This window comes from Melioribacter sp. Ez-97 (assembly GCF_051488665.1).
In the GTDB taxonomy this organism is placed as follows: domain Bacteria; phylum Bacteroidota; class Ignavibacteria; order Ignavibacteriales; family Melioribacteraceae; genus Melioribacter.
Window position 1 is genome coordinate 1 of sequence record NZ_JBPSEG010000007.1, and the last position, 22,953, is coordinate 22,953.

At 41.8% G+C, this 22,953-nt stretch carries 23 protein-coding genes and 1 riboswitch; of the genes, 13 read left to right on the forward strand and 10 right to left on the reverse strand.

From position 1 onward, the window contains the following. Positions 1 to 68: 68 nt before the first annotated feature. Together ACSSWA_RS09160 and ACSSWA_RS09165 are read left to right on the forward strand one after the other, a co-directional pair. Positions 69 to 527 carry a (2Fe-2S)-binding protein gene (locus tag ACSSWA_RS09160; protein ID WP_437356266.1) on the forward strand — a complete coding sequence of 153 codons (459 nt, stop codon included), beginning with the start codon at positions 69 to 71 and terminating at the stop codon, positions 525 to 527. A 41-nt stretch (positions 528 to 568) separates the two neighbouring features. Beyond that, complete coding sequence (locus tag ACSSWA_RS09165; protein WP_437356267.1) at positions 569 to 2,632, forward strand: molybdopterin cofactor-binding domain-containing protein; 2,064 nt, start codon at positions 569 to 571, stop codon at positions 2,630 to 2,632. A gap of 2 nt (positions 2,633 to 2,634) precedes the next feature. Here ACSSWA_RS09165 and ACSSWA_RS09170 read toward each other — a convergent pair whose 3' ends face one another. Together ACSSWA_RS09170 and ACSSWA_RS09175 are read right to left on the reverse strand one after the other, a co-directional pair. Then, on the reverse strand, positions 2,635 to 2,940 hold the full coding sequence (locus ACSSWA_RS09170) for an isoamylase early set domain-containing protein (protein WP_437356268.1): 306 nt from the start codon (positions 2,938 to 2,940) through the stop codon (positions 2,635 to 2,637). A 36-nt stretch (positions 2,941 to 2,976) separates the two neighbouring features. Then, entirely contained in the window at positions 2,977 to 3,180 is a 204-nt protein-coding gene (locus ACSSWA_RS09175; protein WP_437356269.1) for a CDGSH iron-sulfur domain-containing protein, read from the reverse strand. Positions 3,181 to 3,450: 270 nt separating this feature from the next. Between ACSSWA_RS09175 and ACSSWA_RS09180 the strand changes: the two genes are divergently transcribed. From ACSSWA_RS09180 to ACSSWA_RS09190, 3 genes are all read left to right on the forward strand, one after another. Further along, entirely contained in the window at positions 3,451 to 4,305 is an 855-nt protein-coding gene (locus tag ACSSWA_RS09180; RefSeq protein ID WP_437356270.1) for a T9SS type A sorting domain-containing protein, read from the forward strand. A 615-nt stretch (positions 4,306 to 4,920) separates the two neighbouring features. Continuing rightward, positions 4,921 to 6,477, forward strand: coding sequence for a T9SS type A sorting domain-containing protein (locus ACSSWA_RS09185; RefSeq protein ID WP_437356271.1), 1,557 nt, complete (start codon positions 4,921 to 4,923; stop codon positions 6,475 to 6,477). Between the two features lie 51 nt (positions 6,478 to 6,528). Then, positions 6,529 to 6,810, forward strand: coding sequence for a GIY-YIG nuclease family protein (locus ACSSWA_RS09190; protein WP_437356272.1), 282 nt, complete (start codon positions 6,529 to 6,531; stop codon positions 6,808 to 6,810). Between the two features lie 158 nt (positions 6,811 to 6,968). Here the strand turns inward: ACSSWA_RS09190 and ACSSWA_RS09195 are convergent, their stop codons facing one another. The 6 genes from ACSSWA_RS09195 to ACSSWA_RS09220 are packed head-to-tail and all read right to left on the reverse strand — an operon-like array spanning position 6,969 to position 10,806. Continuing rightward, entirely contained in the window at positions 6,969 to 7,265 is a 297-nt protein-coding gene (locus ACSSWA_RS09195) for a DUF2703 domain-containing protein (protein ID WP_437356273.1), read from the reverse strand. 56 nt (positions 7,266 to 7,321) lie between these two features. Next, the gene (gene arsB, locus ACSSWA_RS09200) at positions 7,322 to 8,362 is read right to left on the reverse strand and encodes an ACR3 family arsenite efflux transporter (protein ID WP_437356274.1); all 1,041 of its coding nucleotides are present in this window, start codon (positions 8,360 to 8,362) and stop codon (positions 7,322 to 7,324) included. Between the two features lie 36 nt (positions 8,363 to 8,398). Next, entirely contained in the window at positions 8,399 to 8,641 is a 243-nt protein-coding gene (locus ACSSWA_RS09205; protein WP_437356275.1) for a thioredoxin family protein, read from the reverse strand. Then, complete coding sequence (locus ACSSWA_RS09210) at positions 8,641 to 9,075, reverse strand: arsenate reductase ArsC (protein ID WP_437356276.1); 435 nt, start codon at positions 9,073 to 9,075, stop codon at positions 8,641 to 8,643. The genes ACSSWA_RS09205 and ACSSWA_RS09210 overlap by 1 nt, the downstream gene beginning before the upstream one ends. A 46-nt stretch (positions 9,076 to 9,121) precedes the next feature. Next, a complete protein-coding gene (locus ACSSWA_RS09215) occupies positions 9,122 to 10,423 on the reverse strand; it encodes a permease (protein ID WP_437356277.1) in 1,302 nt (433 codons plus the stop codon). A 38-nt stretch (positions 10,424 to 10,461) separates the two neighbouring features. After that, the gene (locus tag ACSSWA_RS09220; RefSeq protein WP_437356278.1) at positions 10,462 to 10,806 is read right to left on the reverse strand and encodes an ArsR/SmtB family transcription factor; all 345 of its coding nucleotides are present in this window, start codon (positions 10,804 to 10,806) and stop codon (positions 10,462 to 10,464) included. 121 nt (positions 10,807 to 10,927) lie between these two features. After that, positions 10,928 to 11,074: riboswitch (molybdenum cofactor riboswitch) on the forward strand. Between the two features lie 271 nt (positions 11,075 to 11,345). Between ACSSWA_RS09220 and ACSSWA_RS09225 the strand changes: the two genes are divergently transcribed. From ACSSWA_RS09225 to mobA, 7 genes are all read left to right on the forward strand, one after another. Next, a complete protein-coding gene (locus ACSSWA_RS09225) occupies positions 11,346 to 11,663 on the forward strand; it encodes a carboxymuconolactone decarboxylase family protein (protein WP_437356279.1) in 318 nt (105 codons plus the stop codon). Continuing rightward, on the forward strand, positions 11,660 to 12,184 hold the full coding sequence (locus ACSSWA_RS09230; protein WP_437356280.1) for a chromate transporter: 525 nt from the start codon (positions 11,660 to 11,662) through the stop codon (positions 12,182 to 12,184). The genes ACSSWA_RS09225 and ACSSWA_RS09230 overlap by 4 nt, the downstream gene beginning before the upstream one ends. Positions 12,185 to 12,213: 29 nt before the next feature. Beyond that, positions 12,214 to 13,212 carry a GTP 3',8-cyclase MoaA gene (gene moaA / locus ACSSWA_RS09235; protein ID WP_437356281.1) on the forward strand — a complete coding sequence of 333 codons (999 nt, stop codon included), beginning with the start codon at positions 12,214 to 12,216 and terminating at the stop codon, positions 13,210 to 13,212. Continuing rightward, on the forward strand, positions 13,209 to 13,691 hold the full coding sequence (moaC, locus tag ACSSWA_RS09240; protein ID WP_437356282.1) for a cyclic pyranopterin monophosphate synthase MoaC: 483 nt from the start codon (positions 13,209 to 13,211) through the stop codon (positions 13,689 to 13,691). The genes moaA and moaC overlap by 4 nt, the downstream gene beginning before the upstream one ends. A 94-nt stretch (positions 13,692 to 13,785) precedes the next feature. Beyond that, positions 13,786 to 14,241 (forward strand): MOSC domain-containing protein, encoded by a 456-nt coding sequence (locus tag ACSSWA_RS09245; RefSeq protein WP_437356405.1) that lies wholly within the window; start codon positions 13,786 to 13,788, stop codon positions 14,239 to 14,241. A 108-nt stretch (positions 14,242 to 14,349) separates the two neighbouring features. Then, complete coding sequence (locus ACSSWA_RS09250; protein WP_437356283.1) at positions 14,350 to 15,552, forward strand: molybdopterin molybdotransferase MoeA; 1,203 nt, start codon at positions 14,350 to 14,352, stop codon at positions 15,550 to 15,552. A gap of 7 nt (positions 15,553 to 15,559) precedes the next feature. After that, positions 15,560 to 16,165 carry a molybdenum cofactor guanylyltransferase gene (gene mobA / locus ACSSWA_RS09255; RefSeq protein ID WP_437356284.1) on the forward strand — a complete coding sequence of 202 codons (606 nt, stop codon included), beginning with the start codon at positions 15,560 to 15,562 and terminating at the stop codon, positions 16,163 to 16,165. 52 nt (positions 16,166 to 16,217) lie between these two features. Here the strand turns inward: mobA and ACSSWA_RS09260 are convergent, their stop codons facing one another. Then, positions 16,218 to 17,252 carry a PfkB family carbohydrate kinase gene (locus tag ACSSWA_RS09260; RefSeq protein WP_437356285.1) on the reverse strand — a complete coding sequence of 345 codons (1,035 nt, stop codon included), beginning with the start codon at positions 17,250 to 17,252 and terminating at the stop codon, positions 16,218 to 16,220. A 263-nt stretch (positions 17,253 to 17,515) separates the two neighbouring features. On the opposite strand from ACSSWA_RS09260, the gene ACSSWA_RS09265 reads away from it, so the two are divergent. After that, positions 17,516 to 19,600, forward strand: a complete 2,085-nt coding sequence (locus ACSSWA_RS09265) for an acetate--CoA ligase family protein (protein ID WP_437356286.1) — start codon at positions 17,516 to 17,518, stop codon at positions 19,598 to 19,600. On the opposite strand, the gene ACSSWA_RS09270 is transcribed toward ACSSWA_RS09265, so the two are convergent. Beyond that, positions 19,593 to 22,952 carry a DUF4175 family protein gene (locus ACSSWA_RS09270; protein WP_437356287.1) on the reverse strand — a complete coding sequence of 1,120 codons (3,360 nt, stop codon included), beginning with the start codon at positions 22,950 to 22,952 and terminating at the stop codon, positions 19,593 to 19,595. The genes ACSSWA_RS09265 and ACSSWA_RS09270 overlap by 8 nt on opposite strands. Between the last annotated feature and the right edge of the window lies 1 nt (position 22,953).

The following is a 22,953-nucleotide window of genomic DNA, read 5'->3' on the forward strand; positions in this document are numbered from 1 at the left end:
TTCCTTTTTCAGTTGACCTTCTATTACAAAAGTTTTAGATTAACAAAGGGTTAAATGAGCGGTTAAAAATGCCTGAGTTTTCAATCCTTGTAAACGGACAAAAAAAGAGAGTAGACGTCGACGCCGGCACGCCGTTGCTGTGGGTTTTGCGCGACGAGTTGAATCTAAAAGGAACAAAATTCAGTTGCGGCATTGGTATTTGCGGTTCGTGTACGGTTTTAATCGACGGCAAAGCGGAAAAATCGTGTTCCGTTTCGATAGAGGAGGCAGAAGGCAAATCGATTACAACGATAGAAGGATTAGCTTCCGACAAATACAATAAGCTCGTTAAAGCCTGGCTCGAAGTTGAAGTTTCGCAATGCGGCTATTGTCAGCCGGGACAAATTCTTGCAGCCGCTTCTCTTCTGAACGAAAACCCGAATCCGTCCGACAAAGAAATCGAAGAAGCGATGAACGAAGTTTTATGCAGATGCGGCACGTATAATCGTATAAAAAAAGCCATTAAAAAAGTAATAGCTGAAAAATGAGCGGTAAACAGACACGGCGCGAATTTATAAAGGTCTTCAGTATGAGCGGTTCGGCTCTTTGCCTGGCTTCGTTCGTACCGGTGAAAGATTTGTTTGCATTCGGCGAAGAACCGAAAATCTTTTCGCCGAGCGTTTATCTTAAAATCGATTCCGAAGGAAATATTACCGTTATCGTTCATCGTTCGGAAATGGGGCAGGGCGTGAGAACCGCTTTGCCGATGATTGTTGCAGAAGAATTGGAAGTCGACTGGCGTAAAATTAAAATCGAACAGGCGGAAGGCGACCCGAAATACGGAGACCAGGTTACCGGTGGAAGCACAAGCGTTAGAAAATCGTGGGATCCGCTCAGAATTGCCGGTGCTACGGCTCGCGAAATGTTGATTGCCGCCGCTGCCGCCAGATGGAACGTTAAACCATCAGATTGTAAAGCTGAAAACGGATACGTCATTAATAAACTGAACAATAAAAAAGTCGGGTACGGGGATTTAGTGGAGGAGGCATCTAAACTCCCCGTACCTCAAAACGTAAAACTTAAAGACCCGAAAGATTATAAAATTATCGGCAAACGACTTCATCGCACCGATTCGCCCGACAAAGTCGCCGGAAAAGCCGTCTTCGGTATCGACGTAGTATTACCTGGACTCGTTTACGCCGCAGTAAAAAGGAGTCCGGCTTTCGGTTCGAAAGTTAAAAGTTTCAACGCCGACAAAACAAAATCGTTGAACGGCATAATTGATGTACGACAGGTTTCGAACGGGGTTGCTGTTTTCGCAAAATCGACGTGGCAGGCTTTTAAAGGCGTCGAAAATCTTTCGGTAGAATGGACTCCTTCGCCTTACGCAAATCTCGACTCGGAAACAATCTCAAATAAATTAAAAGAGCAAATCGCTTCGGGCGGAAACAAGGTCGAAGAAAAGGGAAATCCCGATCCGCCGGACAACATAAACTATAAAACAATCGAAGCGGTTTACGAAGCGCCTTTTCAGGCTCATGCGCCGATGGAGCCGATGAATTGTACGGCGCGTTTTGAAAACAATCGCGTTGAAGTGTGGGCGCCGACACAAAATCCGCAGGACGCGCGCAGATCGGTGGCAAACGCTCTCGGTTTGAAAGAAGAAGACGTGACAGTTTACGTTACTTTTATGGGCGGTGGATTCGGCAGACGTACGCATTCGGACTTTGCCGTAGAAGCTGCCGAATTATCTAAAATTACAGGCAAACCGGTTAAGGTTACCTGGACTCGCGAAGACGATATTAAACACGACAGATACCGTCCCGTAAGCATGCATCATTTAAAAGGCGCCGTAGATAAAAACAATAAGCTCTATTCTTTTACTCACCATGTAATCGCTCCTTCGATTGCCGCGCAGAATTGGGGCGCTCAATTGAAACCGGAGCGCTACGACACAATGGGCGGCGCTATCGAAAAAGATTACTTAATTAAAAACTACCGACTGAGCGGAACCATAGTCGATATTCCGGTTCCAATTTGGTACTGGCGTTCGGTGTATCATTCGCAAAATCCGTTTGCAGCCGAATGTTTCCTTGACGAGTTGGCGCATGCAGCCGGACGCGACCCGTACGAATTCAGAATGGAATTGCTGCCCGACGATTCGCGATTGAAAACTGTTTTGAAAACTGCGGCTGATAAAGCCGGCTGGGGCAAAAAGCTGCCTCCGGGAAAAGGAATGGGGATAGCGGCATTTGCAGGGTACGACAGTTACAGCGCTCAGGTAGCCGAAGTTACAGTAACGGAAAACAATGAAATCAAAGTAGATAAAATTGTATGCGCCGTCGATTGCGGCATTGTAATCAATCCCGATATAGTAGAACAACAAATCGACAGCGGAATAGCGTTTGCATTAACCGCCGCTTTGAAGGGCGAAATTACAATTCGAGACGGCGGCGTTGTGGAAAGTAATTTCGACGATTTTCCGCTGCTTCAATTTTCCGAAATGCCCGTTGTCGAAACGCATATAATGCAAAACACTTACCGCGTGGGAGGATTGGGCGAAGTCGCCGTCGGTCCGTGCGCTCCTGCGGTAGGCAACGCTATATTTGCCGCCACGGGAAAACGTCTTCGTAAATTACCTTTCCGGTTATAAAATCAAACCGCAATAACGCAATTTTCCGAGCCGTAAGGCGATTGAACGAATTTGTCGGCTTCCGGATCGTTTAGCCATGTTTCGCCGTCGCATAAATATCGGAACTGATATTCGTTTCCCGGAACAAGCTCGACCGAAACCGAAAGAGATCCGTCCTTTCCGGTAGTAAAGTGATTTGCTTTCGGAGCCCAATTGTTGAAATCGCCCATTAACGCAATGGTTTTGAATTGCTGGCCTATTTCTTCCGGCAGGGTAAAAGTAACCCGGCAGACTGTTTTGTCTTTCGAATATTCTTTTTTAATTGCCATTTTACACCTCCGCTAAATTAAAAGGAGAGGCGTATGTCAAGTCAGTTCTATTTCGAGAGCTTCTCCTTTGAAATCGATTTTCTTATGCGAACCGTCGCAAAACGGTTTTTTTGACGATCCGCCGCAACGGCAAAGAGTTATAGTTTTTTGAGTTATCTTTTCTTCGTTTCCGTCTTTAACAATCTTCGCTTCGTTTACGTCGATTAAATAAGGTCCGTTTTCCGCAGCTTTGATTTTCATGGTTAGTCTCCCTCATTTTTAATACAAAGTAATTATAATAAAATTTTTTGTTTGTTTAAATATCCCTATTATCGATTCATTGAATATAGAAACGTCAGGAAAAGTTCCCGCTAAATACGTAACAAATTAAAACAATTTTAATAACAGGTTTATTTTTTTTATTAAATTTTCCGGTTGAGAGTTGAGCGGTAATACACGCTAAGATCCGCAACAATTATTGATATACAGAGCAAGTAAACAGGGCGTTTTAACAGTAACGGAGGGCAAATAATGAATAAGCATGTATTTATTATCATAATGATTTTGTGCGGCTGTTTGTCGGCGCAAAACAATAGCGACTTTTATCCGCTGCATATCGGAAACAAATGGAAGTATATTCATTTGTCGTACGAAGCGGGAACGATACCCGACACTTCTTACATAATAAAAGAAGTAGTCGGCGATACTTTAATGCCCAACGGTATAAAATACTTTATCGTAAAAGAAGATAACAGGATTCACTACGAAAGATACGATACATTAACAAACGAAATTAAATATTATCAGAACGGCGGCTGCGGCGGAATAGACGACACAAAATACAAACTTGTTTATAATCGGGATTCTGTAATAGTTTGGAAACAATGCGATGTAGCGCCGTGCTTTATTACTTATGACGATACAACTTACGGTGTGGATTCGGCTTTAATTGTCTTAGATATGGATTATCTGGTTACAACACATACCGAATTCAGAAAAAACTTAGGGATTTATTTACAAACTGCGAGTGAAATCGGTTATTATGTTACCGCATTACAAGGTGCTGTAATAAACGGTAATAGATGGGGAGTAATTACTTCCGTAGAGGACGACGAAATAATAACAAAATTTAATTTATACCAGAACTTTCCCAATCCGTTCAATCCCGTTACGAAAATTATTTATTCTGTTTACGAGAAAGCTCTTGTTACAATAAAAATATACGATATACTCGGCAACGAGTTATCTACTTTGGTTGATGATATAAAATATCCGGGTGAATATACAATAGAATTCGACGGAGGAAATCTTTCCAGCGGCGTTTATCTTTGTAAAATGTCGGCAAATAATTTTATAGCCACAAGAAAATTATTGTTGATAAAGTAAATAGGTCGACGATTGCAAGTTTGCGTTGGGGGGGCATCCCCCGTTTCGCGTTTCGATACGCCCGATAAATCGGGCTACTCAACGCTCGATTAAAATGCAAAGCTGCCGAGTAGTTTTGTGCGAGCATAAATTTCAATAGAAACAAGGTTGCTGAGTAGTTTTGAGCGAAGCGAAGAATGGAAATCAAGCCGGTTTAAATTACTTCTGAATGAATGAAGATTCTAAGTCTAATCCCTCATAATTATATCTAATTCATTCTTTACGCATTACGATACGCCCGATAAATCGGACTACTCAACGCTCGGTTTAAATGCATGGCTGCTTAGTAATTTGAATGAGCGTCGATATCAAAAGAAGCAAGGTTGCTGAGTAGTCCGAAGGACGTATCGAAGCAACCGGGAGTATGTGAGCAAAATCAATTTTACAAACCAGAACTGAAAAAATAACTTGCAAATTTCATATAGAAGATTTTATTTGTATTATTAGCAATGATGAAATCAAACAATTTAAAGGATATTCTTTATCTAAGATTTAATTGTTGAAAAGAGGGCTTTAAGCGGAAGGATTGCAGTAAACTAAATAGATAAAATAATACTCCACAAGCAAGGAGGAGTTATGAAAACCAAAACAATCCTTTCGGTTATAATGTTATTGATCTCTTATAGTATTTATGCGCAACAGCAACTGTCGATAGGCGTCGCGTACAATCTCACCCAGGATCCTAAGAGCACAGTCAGATATCAGCTGGATGTTTCCGCCCCGTGCGAATTAAGATTTAAATTCCAAAACTGGGTGTCGACGTATAATTGGGGATTGGATTTTGATCGACTGTATGTTTATAATTCTTCTTTGGAGCCTATTGGAATTGAAGGAAATTTTACTGGAGAAGAGGATCCCTATATTTTCCATATGATGGAAACCGATTCGGTTTATATAACTCGCGTTGGCAAAGCCGGCACATATTATATTGACATTCATTCGGGTGAAATTTGGAATTGGCCGCAAGGACAGACAACCCAGAGTTTTACACTTATAATCGAAGCAATTTATGCTCAAGACCAACATGAGCCTAACGACGAATTTTCTACGGCGACCCGCCTATCAATCGGCAACGATTTAATTGCTTACCAGTGGCGGTATATAGATAACAGTTATGTATATAACGACGAAGATTATTATAAAATAGATTTGCCCTCGCCGGGCAGACTGAAACTTGAAGTTGTTGATTGGAGCGCAACGTATAACTGGGGATTGGACTACGACCGGATTTATGTATATAATCAAAGCTTTGAAGCAATCGGTTCCCGTAGCGGCAATGACAATGATCCGTATTGGAGCTGGATGCTGAGCAATCCCGAAGAAGACAGTCTTAATTTTACAAGCGGCGGTACTTATTATCTTAGATTTCACAGCGGCGCAGGGTATAGTACAACTCCTTACAAAATCAAAACGGAATTTACTCCAGTTAACGACATATATGAGCCGAATGATGACATTTCTACAGCCGCCGAGGTGGAGTTGGGGAAAGAGTTATTCGCATATCAATGGAAATCTATTGGTATGAATACAAATGTGTATAATGACGAAGATTATTATAAAATTACAATCCCGGATTCAGGAACTCTTACTATTACAATTAAAAATTGGGAAGCAACTGTAAGCTGGGTTACGGATTTCGATCGGTTATATTTATATGATTTAAATGGCAATCCGGTCGGCGCGAGCGGTTCCGATCCGTATATCGGTCGTATGATGTACAAAAATCCTTATACCCTAAATGTGGAAATTCCTTCTGCAGGCGCTTATTACATAAGACTTCATAGCGGAAACGGAATATCAACATTGCCGTATAGTATTCGATTCGATTTTGAGGGAATAACTAATTTAGAAACCGAAGCTTCTTTGCCGACCAAATACGAATTGAAACAAAATTATCCCAATCCGTTCAATCCCGTAACGAAAATAAAATATGAATTGCCGGAAAGAAGTCATGTAAAATTAACAGTGTATAATTCGCTTGGGGAAGAAGTCTCAGAATTAATAAACAAAGAGCAGGCGGCGGGAAGTTATGAAATAGAATTTGACGGAAGCGGCTTGCCCAGCGGAATATATTATTATACGATACAATCGGGCGCTTATAGATTGACGCGTAAGATGATATTGTTGAAGTAAATACGCTCAATTAAGAGTTACACATCTTTTGATGAGATGTCAAAAGGGTATATGTACATATTAAAATGCTCTGACGGTAGTTATTATACGGGAAGTACAAAAGATATCGAACGCAGACTTTGGGAACATCAACATCAAATTGGAGCAAAGTATACAAAGAGCAGGCAACCCGTTGAATTAATCTATTACGAGGAGTATGACAGAATTGACAAGGCATATTATCGCGAGAAGCAAGTTCAGGGCTGGCGAAGACAAAAGAAAGAAGCTCTAATTAACGGCTGCCCCGAATTGCTGCCTCAACTTGCCAAAAAAGTGTTTAGAAAGAAGAGATAATTTTTAATACCCCCGCGTTTCGCGTTTCGATACGCCCGATAAATCGGGCTACTCAACGCTCGATTAAAATGCAAAGCTGCTAAGTAGTTTTGTGCGAGCATAAATTTCAATAGAAACAAGGTTGCTGAGTAGTCCGAAGGACGTATCGAAGCAACCGGTTAGCCCGCAATCTTCTTCCTTATTTCTTCGGGCGAAGGTATGCCGCCCGGATAGAATCGGCAGGCTAATTGCGGGTTTTCAGGCGCCGGCATATCGATTAAATCTCTGCCGTTAATTAATACAGTGGGAGAGCCTCTGAAAGAGACTCTCCTTGCCGCTTCTTCGTCTTCTACTTTTACCTCAGTCAACTCGATTTTATCTTCTATCCCTTTAATTGCCTCGATGAGATTTTGGCGCATGGTTTTGTGGTTCGGACAGTTCTCGAAATATTGAAACTCTATTTTAATCTTTTCCATCGTCATCGTCCCGCTTTTTTTATGAGCAATATAGACGAATTATTGTACAAATCAAATCATCCGAATTTTTTCTTTAACATCAGCGCCACGTTTACGAGTCCGATTAATACCGGCACTTCAACAAGAGGACCGATAACCGTTGAAAAAGCCGCATGCGAATTGATTCCGAAAACCGCTACCGCAACGGCTATGGCAAGTTCGAAATCGTTGCTGCCGGCCGTAAATGCTACCGTAGTTGTTTTTTCGTAAGAGATTCCCTGCCTTTTAACAAAGAAGAATGTTGCAAAAAACATTATCGTAAAGTAGAACGTGTATGGTATTGCTACCCTTATAACGTCAAGCGGAAGTTCGACTATTTTATCGCCTTTTAAAGAGAACATAACAAAGATAGTAAATAGCAACGCTATCGGCGTCATTAACGAAACAGTGGGGATGAACTTGGCTTTATACCAATCTTCTCCTTTTATTCTGGCTAGAGCAAAACGGCTGATAAAGCCGGCGGCAAAAGGAATTCCCAGATAAATTAAGACGGTTACTGCAATTTCGGATATCGATACCTCAACCAAAGCGCCTTGCATTCCGAATATCGGAGGAAGCAATGTTATAAAGATATACGCATAAACGGAATAAAACAGAACTTGAAAGATAGCGTTGAACGCAACCAGTCCCGCGGCAAGTTCGGAATCGCCCTGGGCAAGGTCGTTCCATACCAGTACCATTGCTATGCAACGCGCAAGTCCGACCAGTATCACTCCGATCATCATTTCCGGCTTGTCCGGCAAAAACAAAATTGCCAGCAGAAACATTACCAACGGTCCTACAATCCAATTTTGAATTAATGAGATTGCGAGAAGTTTTGTGTTTTTGAATACGACAGGCAACTCTTCGTATTTTACTTTTGCAAGCGGCGGGTACATCATTAATATAAGTCCGACTGCAATCGGAATGTTTGTTGTTCCGCTGCTTAGCGAATCCCAGAAATCGGCGATTCCGGGAAAAACCGAACCAAGCGCGACTCCCGCGAACATTGTTATGAATATCCAGAGTGTCAGATACCTGTCGAAAAAAGAAAGTTTTTTTGAAATGGCTTTTTCCATAGAGCAACCTTGATTATTGAATTGTGCAATCGGTTATTATAAATTTTCTTTCAGCCAGTGTTCGAGCGTCGATTTGGTGGGTAATTTACCGCTCGAAAGCACTTTCCCGTTAACCACCAGCCCGGGAGTAATCATAATGCCGTAATCGGCGAATTTCATCGGGTCTGTTATCTTTTCGATGTTGGCGGGAATGTTATTTTCTTCTACGACTTCTTTAACCAGGTTTTCGAGTTTGATGCAATTGGCGCATCCCGGTCCGAGTACTTTAATATCGAGCATTACTGTTCCTCCTTTTGTTTTTCGTTTATATAAAATTGATAAAAATCACGCTTGATTTCGTCGCGTATTCTGCGGAAAGTATTCAATATTTCTTCTTCCGTTCCGGTGGCTTCGGCAGGATCTTCGAAACCGATATGGAGTTGATGTTTTACTTTGCCCATGAAGACCGGACATGTTTCCTTTGCATTGTCGCAGACGGTTATGACATAATCGAATGATTGATTAATGAATTCGTCTACGTTTTTCGGATAGTTATGTGACAAATCGATGCCGGCTTCTTTCATTACTTTTACTGCATTCGGATGCACTTGCGATGAGGGATTTGTACCGGCGGAATAAACTTCCAGCTCGGGATCGAACGATTTAAGAAAACCTTCCGCCATTTGACTGCGGCAGGAATTGCCGGTGCAAAGTATTAATATTCTTTTTTTCATTTTATTCCTTTCAAATTATTTTTCTTATTATGATAGTATTAACCAACTAAAACAAGGCTCCGTATATCAATCCGCTGATTGTAGCCATAATTACGACAAGGGATACATAAACGACGGTTTTTTGTGTGCCGACGACTCCGCGGATAACGAGCATGTTCGGTAAAGACAAAGCGGGACCTGCCAATAAAAGAGCGAGCGCGGGGCCTTTTCCCATTCCGTTATTTATCAATCCTTGAAGTATTGGAATTTCGGTTAAAGTGGCAAAATACATAAACGCTCCGGTTATCGAAGCAAAGAAATTCGAAAAGAGGGAATTCCCTCCAACCAGCGTATAAATCCACTCTTTCGGAATAATACCGCCGTTACCTTCTGCCGAACCGAGTAAAAACCCAGCTGCCAGAACGCCGGCGCCCAGCAAAGGCATAATCTGTTTTGTAAAGCCCCAAGTTTCTCCGAGCCACTGATTCGCTTCTCCCTCAGTGAATGTAAGCGCCAATCCGGTTGCAATTATTGCAATTACAAAAGGAATAGTAGGATTGTTATTGAAAATCAAGGCGGATATAATCACAGCGGCTGCGCCTGCCAGTACGTATTGCGCTTTCACCTTTACGATATAAATAAGCGATAATGCAAGTCCTATTCCGAAGAGCGAGGTTATGTACCATTTGTTTGCGTACATAAAATACCAGAATCCGTCGGTTTCGTCGGGTTTGCCCCAATTGACGAAAACAAGTATAGCCACAAGAATGAAAAAATGAATCGTTGTCTGCCACAATGGTCTGTCGTCCTGAATCTCCGGCATTGCAAGTTGAGCTTCAGCTTTTTCTTTTTCTTCTTTTCGATATATAAACGCCATTATCAATCCGATAACCACGCTGAACAATACCGCTCCAATGACTCTCGCTGCGCCGAGTTCGAACCCGAGAATTCTGGCGGTAAGAATTATTGCCAGAATATTGATTGCAGGTCCCGAATAAAGAAAAGCTATTGCAGGTCCCAGTCCGGCTCCTCTTTTATGAATGCTCGAAAAAAGAGGAAGCACCGTGCAGGAGCAAACGGCTAAGATTGTGCCGGAAACCGAAGCGATTAAATAGGCTTTCCATTTTTTTGCATTTGCTCCGAAATGTTTTACAACCGAGGCTTGACTTATAAATACGGCGATCACGCCGGCAATAAAAAATGCCGGAACCAAACAGAGAAGAACGTGTTCCTGAGCGTACCATTTGGCAAGCGCAAATGCATCTACTATCGCGTTACGGAACGTTTCGGTTTCGATCGGCATAAAGTAAGCGAAGATGAAAAATGCCGTAATCCACAGAAATGATTTGTATTCTTCTTTCCAGTTCATAAATTATCTCAAATATTTCGTTAAATAGCGAAATGTAATTAAAAACATATTGTATGGCGATTTATGTTCATTACTTTTTCTTTGTCCTTGATAATGATTTTTTCGTCTGCTATCCAGAAATCGAGCGAGCTGAGAATAGAACTTATTCTGGGGTCCGACGGACGCGGGTTTATCATATAGTTGACCCATTTGCCTTCCTTTTCTTCTACAATAAACCCTGCTTCTTTTAGTATTTTAAGATGTTGGGATACGGTTGAAGTCGCCAGTCCAAGTATCTCGGTGATCTCGCAAACGCAAAGGGGACGGCTTTGGAGTATTTTTAATGTGCGCAATCTGTTTAAATCGGAAAGCGCCTTGAAAATTTGTACCGATTGATTTTTCATAAAAACTCATTTCGTTAATTACCGAAATGTAACCAGGACGGGCGTTAATTTCAAGGGGATTTTTAAAAATTACGAGGATATTTGGCGGATTTCTATTAATATTTTAGATTGAGATGGTTCTTTAAATTCTTTTCTCCGAGTTGCATCCTCTAAGGAGTTGTACTCTATGAGATGCAACCGATAGGGTTGGTCCGGAAACGGATTAGCCTGCCGGTTCGCCGATTCTGTTCGGCAGAACGCTTTGCAAAGGAGAATTAAAAAATAGATTGACTAATTAATCAGGTTAAGTCTATGATTTTGAAACCCCGCACTGCAAAGCGGGGTTTTTTGTTATTGTAATGTCATTCCCGTGCAAGAGGGAATCCAGAAACAGGAATAGAATGGCAGAAATGGTTAGAATGGATCCCGCTTTCGCGGGTATGACAGTGAAAGATGAAATTGTCATTCCCGTGTAAACGGGAATCAAGATATATGCAATTATTGCAGAAATATTATTTATGCATTTACTACATAAAACATTTATAAAGGAGATTAGAATTATGTCGCAAATACCAAAACGATATAGGAAATTCACGGAAGATTATCCGGATGTAGCAAAAGCATACGAACAACTTGGAGAGGCGGTTCACGCCGCCGGTCCGCTTGACGAAAAAACGAGAGCTTTAATAAAGCTTGCAATATCAACCGGCGCGCGATTGGAAGGCGCAGTTCACTCACACGCACGCAAAGCTTTGAAAGCAGGATGCACCGCGGAGGAAATGAGACACGTTGCAATGCTCTCACTGCCGACAATCGGTTTGCCTTCGATGATGGCTGCATTGAGCTGGATAGACGATATACTCGAGAGTAAAAAATGATTCAAAGCGTTTTTGATCTTTTCTGGTCGTTCGTAAAGGTAGGCTCTTTCTCTTTCGGCGGAGCGTATTCGCTTATTCCCTTGATCGAAAAAGAAGTGGTCGAGAATCATCACTGGCTGAGTCGCGACGAATTCATTAAAGTGCTCGGTATGGTTGAAATTTTCCCGGGCGCAATTTCGATTAAATTTGCTACATATACGGGATACAAAACTGCGGGAATAGCGGGCGCCGTAGCCGCAAATCTTGGCAATATTCTTACTCCCGCCGTATTGATACTCTTGTTCACATACATTTATTCGATTTACGAAAAAAACATTCTTGTTACAAAAGCGTTTAACGGAATTAAATATGCCGTAATCGGAATGATCGCCGCAATTATGTATCAATACGCAGTCAAAAACGGAGGAACCTGGCAGGAATATTTGCTTCTCGCCGTCGGCGCGGGGCTTGTTCTTTTTTTCAAACTGCACCCGGCATATGTTGTGGTTATTGCCGCGGTTATTGGAATAATGTTGTTATGAAATGCACAATTTGATAATAATAATATAACATGATGAAACTTACGGATAAATTCGGAAGAGTACACGATTACGTGCGCATATCTCTGATCGATAAATGCAATCTCAATTGTATTTATTGCAATCCCTCAAATTCACTCGTTCGTTACGAAGCAAACAGCTCGATTCTTTCTTATGAAGAGTTGTATCGTTTAATTAGCATTTTTGTAAAAGACCTCGGAGTTAAAAAAATTCGTTTTACGGGCGGCGAACCGCTCATTAGAAAAGATGTAATTAAATTTTTTGAAATGATTTATCCTCTAAAAAAACAATACGGATTTGAAATCGGAATTACAACCAACGGGGCTCAACTTACCGATAAAATCGAATCGCTCAAATCCCTGGGCGTTGATAAACTAAACATCAGTCTCGATACTCTAAACAGTCGAAAATTTATAGCGATCACGGGGAAAGATTTATTTTACCGGACTGTTACGGCAATCGAAAAAGCTGTCGCGCTAAATTTCAAAGCCGTTAAGGTGAATATGGTTGTCGTTAAAAATATTAACGATGAAGAACTGACTGACTTTGTTGAATACTTCAAATCTTATCCCGTCGAACTTCGTTTTATTGAATATATGCCGTTTACTGGGAATCAATGGGACGATTCGAAATTCTTAAGCTGGAAAGAAATGAAGGCGCGAATAGAAGAAAAATTTGTCCTTAATGAAATTGAAAGCGACGGTAAAGTATCCAAAGATTTTTTGGTGGAAGGAGAAAACTTAAAACTCGGATTCATTAGTTCAATCTCGGATCATTTCTGCGACAGCTGTAACCGTTTGCGAATAACCGCTACGGGAAAAATTAAAAATTGTCTGTTCGCAAATCCCTCGGAATTAAGTTTGAAATCTTTGCTATCCGGCGAATCGACAAGCGACGAAACAATCATTAATTTCATTCTTAATTCGTTGAACTCGAAAAGGATGAAACATCCGGGCGCGAACGAATTGACAAAATTAAATCAAAACAATATGATGAGCATAGGCGGATGAAAAAGAAATTATCGCACGTTGACGGCAAAGGCAAAGCTAATATGGTTGACGTTACCGGCAAGGAAATTACAGTTAGAACTGCCGAAGCGTATGCAGAAGTAAAGTTGTCGAACGAGGTTTTTAATGCCGTTAAAAATAACGAAATATCAAAAGGCGACGTTCTTTCGATTGCAAAATTCGCAGGCATACAGGCTGCTAAAAAGACAAGCGAATTAATCCCGCTTTGCCACAATATTTTTATTTCTAAAATAGACGTAAATCTGAAATTAAATTCCGACAAAAATTCTGTTGAGATTACTTCGTTTGCAAAAACAAACGCTCAAACCGGAATTGAAATGGAAGCTTTAACTGCTGTGTCAATTGCGGCGCTTACGGTATACGATATGTGTAAAGCGATCGACAAATCTACGGTCATAGGCGAAATTAAATTATTGAGTAAAACCGGAGGTAAAAGTGGAAACTTTTTTAGAGGCAAATAAAACTCAGACCCGCCCGTCAGTCGGACAGGTTGATCAGATTAATCCGGATCCAAAAATCAGCGAAAATCAGCCCAATCAGGCGAGCTTGCGTTCTATAGATCCGCGCGGTAAAGTTGTCGCCATTTCGATAAGCAAGAAAAAAGGAATACCAAAAACAAATGTTAAATCTGCAAAACTGATTGAAGAGTATGGAATTGAAGGAGATATACACGCTGGCAACTGGCATCGCCAGGTAAGTTTTCTGGCGCTCGAGAGCATAGATAAAATGAGAAAAAAAGGATTGCCGAGTCTTCGTCCCGGCGCATTTGCAGAAAATATTACTACGGAATTTCTTGAGCTGCCGGAGTTGCAAATAGGAACAAGAATTAAAATCGGCAATGAAGTTCAACTGGAAATTACCCAAATAGGAAAAGAATGCCACAGCAAATGCGCCATCTTTGTAAAAGTGGGTGATTGCGTAATGCCACGTGAAGGAATCTTCGCAAAAGTAATCCGTGGCGGAGAGATTTTTGTCGGCGATATTATTGAGATAATTAGAGATTATCAATAAAACGCGGATGACGCAGACCCGCACGCCGGTCGGGTTGAACAGATTTAATAATCAGCGAACATAAGTACAGTCAAGTAAATCAGCGTTCTGTAAAAAGTGGAGTAATAGATGCTAAACTACAATGAAGCATTGGAAATAATAAAAAGCGAAATACAAAATTTAACTCTGAAAACGGAAGAAGCGGATATATTCGAGTCATACAATCGGATTCTTGCGGAAGATGTAATTGCCGATGTCGATTTGCCGCCGTTTGACAATTCCGCCGTTGACGGATACGCGCTTGTATTTTCCGAAAGAAACGAGTGGACTATAAAAAGCGAAGTCTCTGCGGGGAATTATTCGCCGGTTTCAATAACCGAAGACGAAGCGGTTTTGATTACAACCGGCAGTAAGCTTCCGGTCAATGCAGACACTGTTATTCCGATAGAAGATGTGGAGGTTGATAACGGAAAATTAAGTCTGAAACCCGGCGCTTTTTTCAAAAAAGGATTAAACATACGCCGTAAAGGGAGCGACCTGGAGATCGACAAAATTGCCGTGCCTGCGTTTACTAAAATCAAACCCAAAACCGTCGCCGCTATTGCAAGCTGCGGAAGAGATAAAGTAAAAGTGTTTTCAAAATTGAGATTTGCCGTTCTTGCCACAGGCGACGAATTGATTCCCGTCCGCGAAAAACCGGAAAACGACAAAATAAGAGTGTCGAATATCTATTCTTTATCCGCGGCTGTTAAGGAAATGAATCATACAGTATTGAATCTCGGTTTTGTAAAAGACGACAAAAATGTAATTAAAGAAAAGATACACAGCGCGCTGGAATCGAATATCGATTTTTTGATTACAACCGGCGGAGTATCGGTGGGAAAATACGATTTCCTGAAAGAAGTTTTCGAAGAACTCGGCGTTCGAAGAAAATTTTGGAAGGTAAATATCAAACCGGGCAAACCGATCTATTTCGGAGTTTTTGAAAAGAACGGAAAAAAAATATTAATATTCGGATTACCCGGCAATCCGGTGTCGTCTCTGGTGAACTTTAAAGTGTTTATCGAACCGGCAATCGATTATCTGTTCAAACAAAAAGAGACGGAAATGATTACCGCTGTTTTGCAAAATAATTTGAAAAAGCGGGACGGAAAAAGGCATTTTGCCAGGGGAATTTTATTCGAAGAAAACGGCGTGTGGAAAGTTACTTCCGAGTTTTCTCAATCGTCGGGAAACCTGGTCGAAATGAGCGCCTCCGATTGCCTCATTGTTTTACCGGAGGAAATCCGCAATCCGCAAAAAGGCGACATCGTAAAATGTATAAAAATATAACGAGCCGATGAAAAAAAGAAAAAATATAACGGGCGTAATTCTGTCGGGCGGCAAAAGCTCGCGTATGGGCGAGAATAAGTCTTTGATGAAAATAAAAGGGATTACGACAATAGAAATAATTTTACGATTGATCGAGCCGTTTTTCGAAGAAATAATACTCAGTACAAACGAGCCGGAAGAGTATGAATTTCTCGGATTGAAAAGCGTGGAAGATATATATGCCGACGGCGGACCGCTTGCAGGAATTCATGCCGCTTTGAAAGAATCCGAAACCGAAAATAATTTTATCATTTCCTGCGACGTGCCGTTGATGAGCGCGGAAATGATCGAATATTTTTTGAATTACGAAGTCGAAAGCGATGTGCTGATTGCAAGAGCAGCCGGATATTTGCAACCGCTGGTCGGTCTTTACAGAAAAAGACTGCTGCCGTTAATTGAAAATATCCTGGAAAAAAACGGAGGCGGAAATCATAAATCCCTGCATCGCCTTCTTGACGTTGCCGATACGACAATTGTCGATCCGACCGGACTGGAATTTTACAGCGACGAACTCTTTTTTAATATGAACAACCGCAACGATTACGAAACGATAATGAAAAGATTGAACGGGTAAGTTTTAACGGTGTTTAAGTAAAAAATGCGGGGCAGTTTCCCCGCATTTAATTTTATCTTTCCACTCTGCCCGAGCCGCCGCTCTTGATCAGTTTTTCAACTTCGTCGACGCTTACCAGATTGAAATCGCCCGGAATAGTATGTTTCAAACAAGAGGCGGCAACTGCAAATTCGAGAGCCTCCTTTGTATTTTCTTTTGTAAGCAAACCGTAAATCAAACCGCTGGCAAACGAATCTCCTCCGCCCACTCTGTCGACTATATCGATTTCATATTTTCTCGAACGATACGGTTCTTTACAATCTTTATCGTCTAACAACAATGCGCTCCATCCGTTACGCGACGCCGAATAACTTTCCCTAAGCGTTATTGCAACGGCTTTGAAACCGTATGTCTCTTTTAACTTTCTGGCAACGTTGAAATATCCTTCTTCGTCAAGTTTGCCCGCCTCTACGTTCGTCTTTTCGGCTTTTAGACCCAGACTCTTTTCGGCGTCTTCTTCGTTGGCAATGCAGACGTCGACGTATTTCATTAACGGTTTCATTACAGCCTGAGCTTCTTCGGTAGTCCACATTTTAGCGCGGAAATTCAGATCGCAGCTTACCGTTACGCCCATCGATTTGGCTGTTTCGCACGCTTCGTTCAAAAGTTCTTGAGCGTTTTTGCCGAGCGCCGGCGTTATTCCTGTCCAATGAAACCATGCGGCGTTTTCGAATACTTTTTTCCAGTCGACCTCGCCTTTTTTCATCAGGGCTACGGCCGAATTTGCCCTGTCGTAAATTACTTTCGAGGCTCTCTGACTGGCGCCTGTCTCCAGAAAATAAATTCCGATACGATCCCCTCCGCGCACAATATAATCGTCTTTAACGCCGAAACGGCGGAGGTGATTGACTGCGCTTTGACCGATTTCGTGTTTAGGCAGTTTTGTAACGAAGTACGATTCAAAGCCGTAGTTCGACAATGAAACGGCTACGTTTGCTTCGCCGCCGCCGAATGTAACGTCGAAATTTTGAGCCTGGACAAATCTCGTATATCCCGGCGTCGACAGACGAAGCATAATCTCCCCGAAGGTTACTACTTTCTTGCTCATCTTTTATTCCCCGTTTTTTTTGACCTCTTAAACGATAAATTAAACGCAAAAATAAGAATATTTTTGGAAATCGGGATTACTGTCGGAAACGGTTTCCTTTAGACCGGATTAATTTATTGACGGCAGTTTATCATACGGTAATCTTTACATTTTTGCCAATAATAAATCCTGGCAAATTGGAATAAAAAATTTTGGCAATTAGTCAATAAAAAATAAAATTTCACGATTCACTTTCTTATTTTAGACGAAAAAGGAAAAAATCAATGGATGAATTACGGAAATTCTTTTATCCGGAGTCGGTTTGTCTTGTTGGAGCTTCTTCCAAACCGAAGAGTATCGGTCATGAAATTCTCAAGAATATCAGGGATTACGGATATACCGGAAAAATTTTCCCCGTCAATCCGAACTCGGAAGAAATACTCGGATTAAAATGTTATTCTTCGATTGAATCGATAGCCGGTGAAATTGATCTTGCAATCATCACGCTTCCGAAGAAACTCGTAAGCGCTTCGATTGACGAGCTTATAAAGAAAAACGTAAAAGCGATAATATTGATTACCGCCGGATTTAAGGAACTGGGCGAAGAAGGCGCGCGGCTGGAAAACGAAATTGCAAACAAAATTAAGAATGCGGGCGGTCGACTTGTAGGTCCGAATTGCATGGGCGTTATCAATACGCTTCCTGACAATAAATTAAACGCGACATTTGTGGCGGAAAAACCAGAAACCGGCTCTATCGCGTTCTTCTCTCAAAGCGGAGCTCTCGGCGCCGCGGTGCTCAATACAATCCGCGAGTCCGACGTTCGATTCGCTCATTTTATCAGTATCGGAAACAAAGCCGACGTCAACGAAAACGATTTACTCGGTTTCTGGCAGAAAGACGACAACATACGCATACTGACATATTATCTCGAAAGTTTCGACGACGGTTTTAAATTTTTACTGCCGTTCATCAAGGGCAAAGTCGATAAACCGGTTATTGTTTTGAAAGCCGGTCGAACGGAAAGCGGAATGAAAGCCGCATCGTCGCATACCGGAGCGCTGAGCGGCAGCGATAAAATTGCAAACGCGCTCTTAAAGCAGTTCGGCGTAATAAGAGTTAAAACATTGAACGAATTGTTCAATACGGCAAAAGGCTTTGAAAACTTTCCGGCAATTAAAGGAAATAACATTGCGGTTGTAACGAATGCGGGCGGACCCGGAATCCTGTGTGTCGACAAGCTCGAAGAGAGAGGTCTTAAACTTGCGCGCCTGAATGAATCGACAAAAGAAAAAATCAAAGCGATTATTCATCCCGAAGGGAGCGCCGAAAATCCGGTCGATCTGCTGCCTTCGGGCGACGGCGAAACGTATAAAAACGTTACGGCGTTATTGCTCGAAGACGATAACGTCGACGCGGTTATTACGATTTTCGTCGAGCCGGTTATGGTTAAACCTTTTGAAATTGCCGAGGCTGTTTATAACAATTTCAACGGCGAACAATCGCAAAAGCCCGTTATTCATACAACTATGCCGTTGCCTGAATTCTGGAGTTATTATAAATCGAATTCGAAAAGAAATCTTCCTGTATTCAGAAATCCCGAAGACGCGCCTGAAATTCTGTCTAATATTTGGTTTTATCGGGAGCGCTTCAGTAAAATTGAAACCGACCGAAGCGAATATCTCGAACTCCTTAACAGAAAACAAATAAACGTAATTAAACCCGAGGGAAAATACCTGACTCAAACCGAGCTGAACGAAGCGGCAAAAAAATATAATTTGCCTTTGGTCGAAAGCGCAATATTGAAATATGATGAACTTGCGGAGGTCAGCGATGATTTTTTCCCGGCGGTTATTAAAGGCATTGCCGAAAACGTAATCCATAAAAGCGAGTTGAACGCCGTTCGATTGGACATTAAGGATAAAAAGGAATTGATCGAAAAAGCAAAAGAGATTGAAAAAGGTTTTGAAAAAAACGGGTTGAAAGCGGAAAGTTTTCTGGTGCAAAAATATTTGAATATCAAACACGAACTTCTGATCGGCGGCTTTCGCGACGGATCGTTCGGGCCCGTGATAATGTTCGGCTCCGGCGGCAAGTACGTTGAAATACTGAACGACACGTCGATCAGATCGTGCTGCTTGAGCAGAAACGATATTTACGAAATGATTTCGGAGACTAAAATCGGAAAAATAATCAAAGGAGTGCGAGGCGAATCCGGAGTCGATATCGATTCGCTCGTTGAAATTATCCGAAACTGCGCGATTATGATGATTGAAAATCCCGCGGTTGCCGAATTCGATATTAATCCTTTAGCTGCGGATATCGACAATAATTTATACGTTGCAGATTTCAGACTAAGGACTATTTAACCGAACCCGATTTTTCGAGCAGTTCGAAATATTTTTTTATCAATTCCCGGTAGTCTTTTTTATAGCCTTCGTTGACGGCTTTCATTAATTCGTCGCGAAGGCGGTTTTTCGTTTCTTCGTCGGAAAGATTCAATGGCCCGGGCGATTCCTGTTCGATATTTTTTCCCGTCTGCGATGTCCTGTTCTTTTCGAAGTCGCGTTCGTTTATCGAGCGTTGGGCGTCGAGTAGTCTGGAAAGTATTCTCTCCTGCTTTTGAATCAAATCGTCGTTGAGTTTTTCGGTTTGCATATCGGCGACGACTTCTTTCATTTCTTCCAGAATCTTTTCGAGATTCGACGCAAGCCGTTTCGACTGTCCCGAAGCTTTCGCTTCCCGGTTCAACTGTTCCAGCGACTTTCTTACCAGTTCCTGTTCCTGAGCAAGCCGTTTCAATTGAGACATCATTTCCTGCGAAAGCCCGCCCTGCTGAAGCTTTTGCGTCAATTGATTCAAATTCATTTGTTGTTGAGACAATTGTTGCAATTGCTGGAACAGGCTCATCATGCCTCCGCCCTGCCCGCCATTCATCATTTGATCCATCCCGGTTTTAATCATCGAGGCGGCTTCGTTCAGACTTGCCATCGCTGCGGTTTGCGATTGAACCGCTCTGCCGGAATTGCGCGACATCAAAGCCGAAGTGGAATTTTGCATTTCTGCAAACGCTTTGCCGATCGATTTGCCCATTTCCGGAGTAATTGCAAATGTTTCCTGCGACATTTTTGTCATCTTTTGAAGAATTTTTTTCAAACCGTTTTGCAAATTGTTTTGATTGTTCGCCTTCTCGTTGAATTCCGGCGAAGAGTAATTTAGTTCTTCGGTTTCGTTTTTCAATTTTTCCTGTTCTTTCGAAAGAGTCAGCAAATCGTCAAGGAGTTTCATCATATCGAAAAAAGTCTTCACCTGATTCATCCGCTGCATTGAGTTCTGAAGGTTTTGAAATTCCTTGAGCATGTTTTCCATATTCGACGAAAGCCGGCGTTGATTTTTCAATGCTTCGGATTTCATCATTTGTCGGAGTTTTTCGAGAGCTTCTTCGGAAAGTTTTTCGTTCGATTGTTTTGAGTATTCTTCAATAGCTCGTTCGAGTTCTTCTTTCGGAACGTTATTGAGTCCTTCCATTTTTTCGTCCAGGTCTTCCATCGTTTTTCTCAGATTTTCGAGTTCCTGCGAAATGTCGTTTTGCCGCTGTGTTAAATTTTCTCTCTGCTTTGAATTCGACAATTCGCTTTCTTCGGTTGCGTTCTTCAGTTCTTCTAACTTTTCGACTATGTTTTCCGTTCTTTTGATTAGCTCGTCGATTTTTTGTTCAACTTGAATCCGCTTGAGCAGATTAATCGTGCGTTCAAGACTTTTCTTGAAATATTCTTCGTTCAATTTCAGATCGTCGGCGGACGTTTGCGTTTTGTCTCTCATAAGGCTCCGGAGCGACTCCTGCAGTTTGCGCAGAGCTTCTTTCATCTCTTCGCTGTTCATGTCTTCCATTAAATTTTGCAGCTCTTCGTATTTTTTTAGAGTTTCTTCCGAAAGGAGATTTTCTTTCATCATTTCGTTTTTCATTTCGGAAATTTTATCGGCTATTTTTTCGGCTTTTTCGAGCAGGTTTTTGTAACGTTCTGCCGCGGATTCGATTCTTTCCTTTTCCTGCCACGAAATTTCCTTTTGATTCTTTTTCAGGTCGTCGCTAATCCGCTGCAATTCCCTGCCGAGAGTTTCGGCTTCTTTCAAAGTTTCTTCCAGCTCTTCGATCGATTCGGCTTGAGTTTCGTTTATATCTTTGAATAAATCGTCGAGCGACGGAACGGTTATAAGATAACTTTTAGTGCGGGCGGATTTGGGACCGTTGATATTGTCGTTGTCGAATACTTCGAGATAATAAGAAACGCTCTCGCCCTCTGCCAGAACGAGCGGCGACAAATCCCAGGCGTGATAGATTTCTTCTTCTTTTCCGCCGCCTGTTTTCAATTCCTTAATGTTGAAAGATTCTTCCGCAGCGCGGTATTTGGAAGCGACGAGCCGGTATTTAAGCGCCAGACGGGAAAATCCGTAATCGTCTTTTATACGAACAATTAACGGTACGACCGGATTGTTGTTTAATTTGACGTCTTCGTCCGGCGCCGCCATTTCGATCGACGGCGGTTCGTCTTTAATTGTCTTAACGAAATAAGTAATCGGGTCTTTGTTGAAATTATCCTCATCGTCTTTTATTCCGATCACATAACTGTCGTTGTTCGTTACGGAAAAACCGCCGGCTGCAAAATTGCCTGAATGCTTTAGGTCGATTTTTTTGCCGGAAGCAAATTTTAATTCCGCACGGGCAAGCGGTTTTGAAGACGTGATTTTCAATTTTATACGGCTGCCGGGCAATGCGGTTATGTTGCCGTCGTTGTTTCGATATTCGGGCGAAAGTTTTGTATAAGCCGGCGGAATTATTGTTAAATCGAGCGCGGTTATAAACGGAGGGTCGACCACTTCGATTTGATAAACTTCGCTTTCGATTCCTTCGGCTTCGGCATAATAAATTGCGGAGCGAAGAATCGATTTTATCCGGTAATTAAAAACCCCGTCTGCATCCGGCTGCAGGCGGTATCCGGCAAATTCAGCGTCGGCGTCGGTCTTTATGTAAAGATTAATACCTCCGGGACTTTCGCCGGTCGTTTTAATCGATATATTGATTTCTTCTCCTTTGACGGCTTTATAATTTCCCGGCTCGATTGCAAACCGGAATTTCAACGGCTCTTTATATTCTACGCCGTAATTAATCAAGCGCGCAAAAGACGCTCTCATATCATTCGAGGCGGAAAACAATAAAACCGAAGCAATCGACAATATCAGCAAAACCCGAAAACGCTTTTTTAATAAACGGGCATCGATAACGGAATTGAAATCGAGGTCTTTTACTTTATCGTAAGTTTTGTCGAATGCGGCGGCTATCAGTTGACCGGAGTATGACGGATTTTTTTCTTCGATCAATTCGAGAGCGTTTACAAGCTCGTCCTTTACGGAAGGGAAAAAAACGCCGACATTTCTTGCCAGCGAATCGTAATCGGGATTTAAATACGAAATAATTTTTTTTATTGCCGGAAGAAAAAAGAAGTATACGGACGAGATTATTGCGACGGCAATAAACAAATAAAAGAGGATTGTTCTTGAATGAGATGAAAACCGGAAAAGATTTTCCGAAACAGCGAGAAGAATTATCAAAAGAACTAGCGACGAAAGAAGAGCGCATAGTCCCGCCGACAATTCTACGAGGGTTTCGCGAACGAGAAACTTTTTCAGTTTGCTTTTTATGTGAGTTATCTTTTCGTTCATC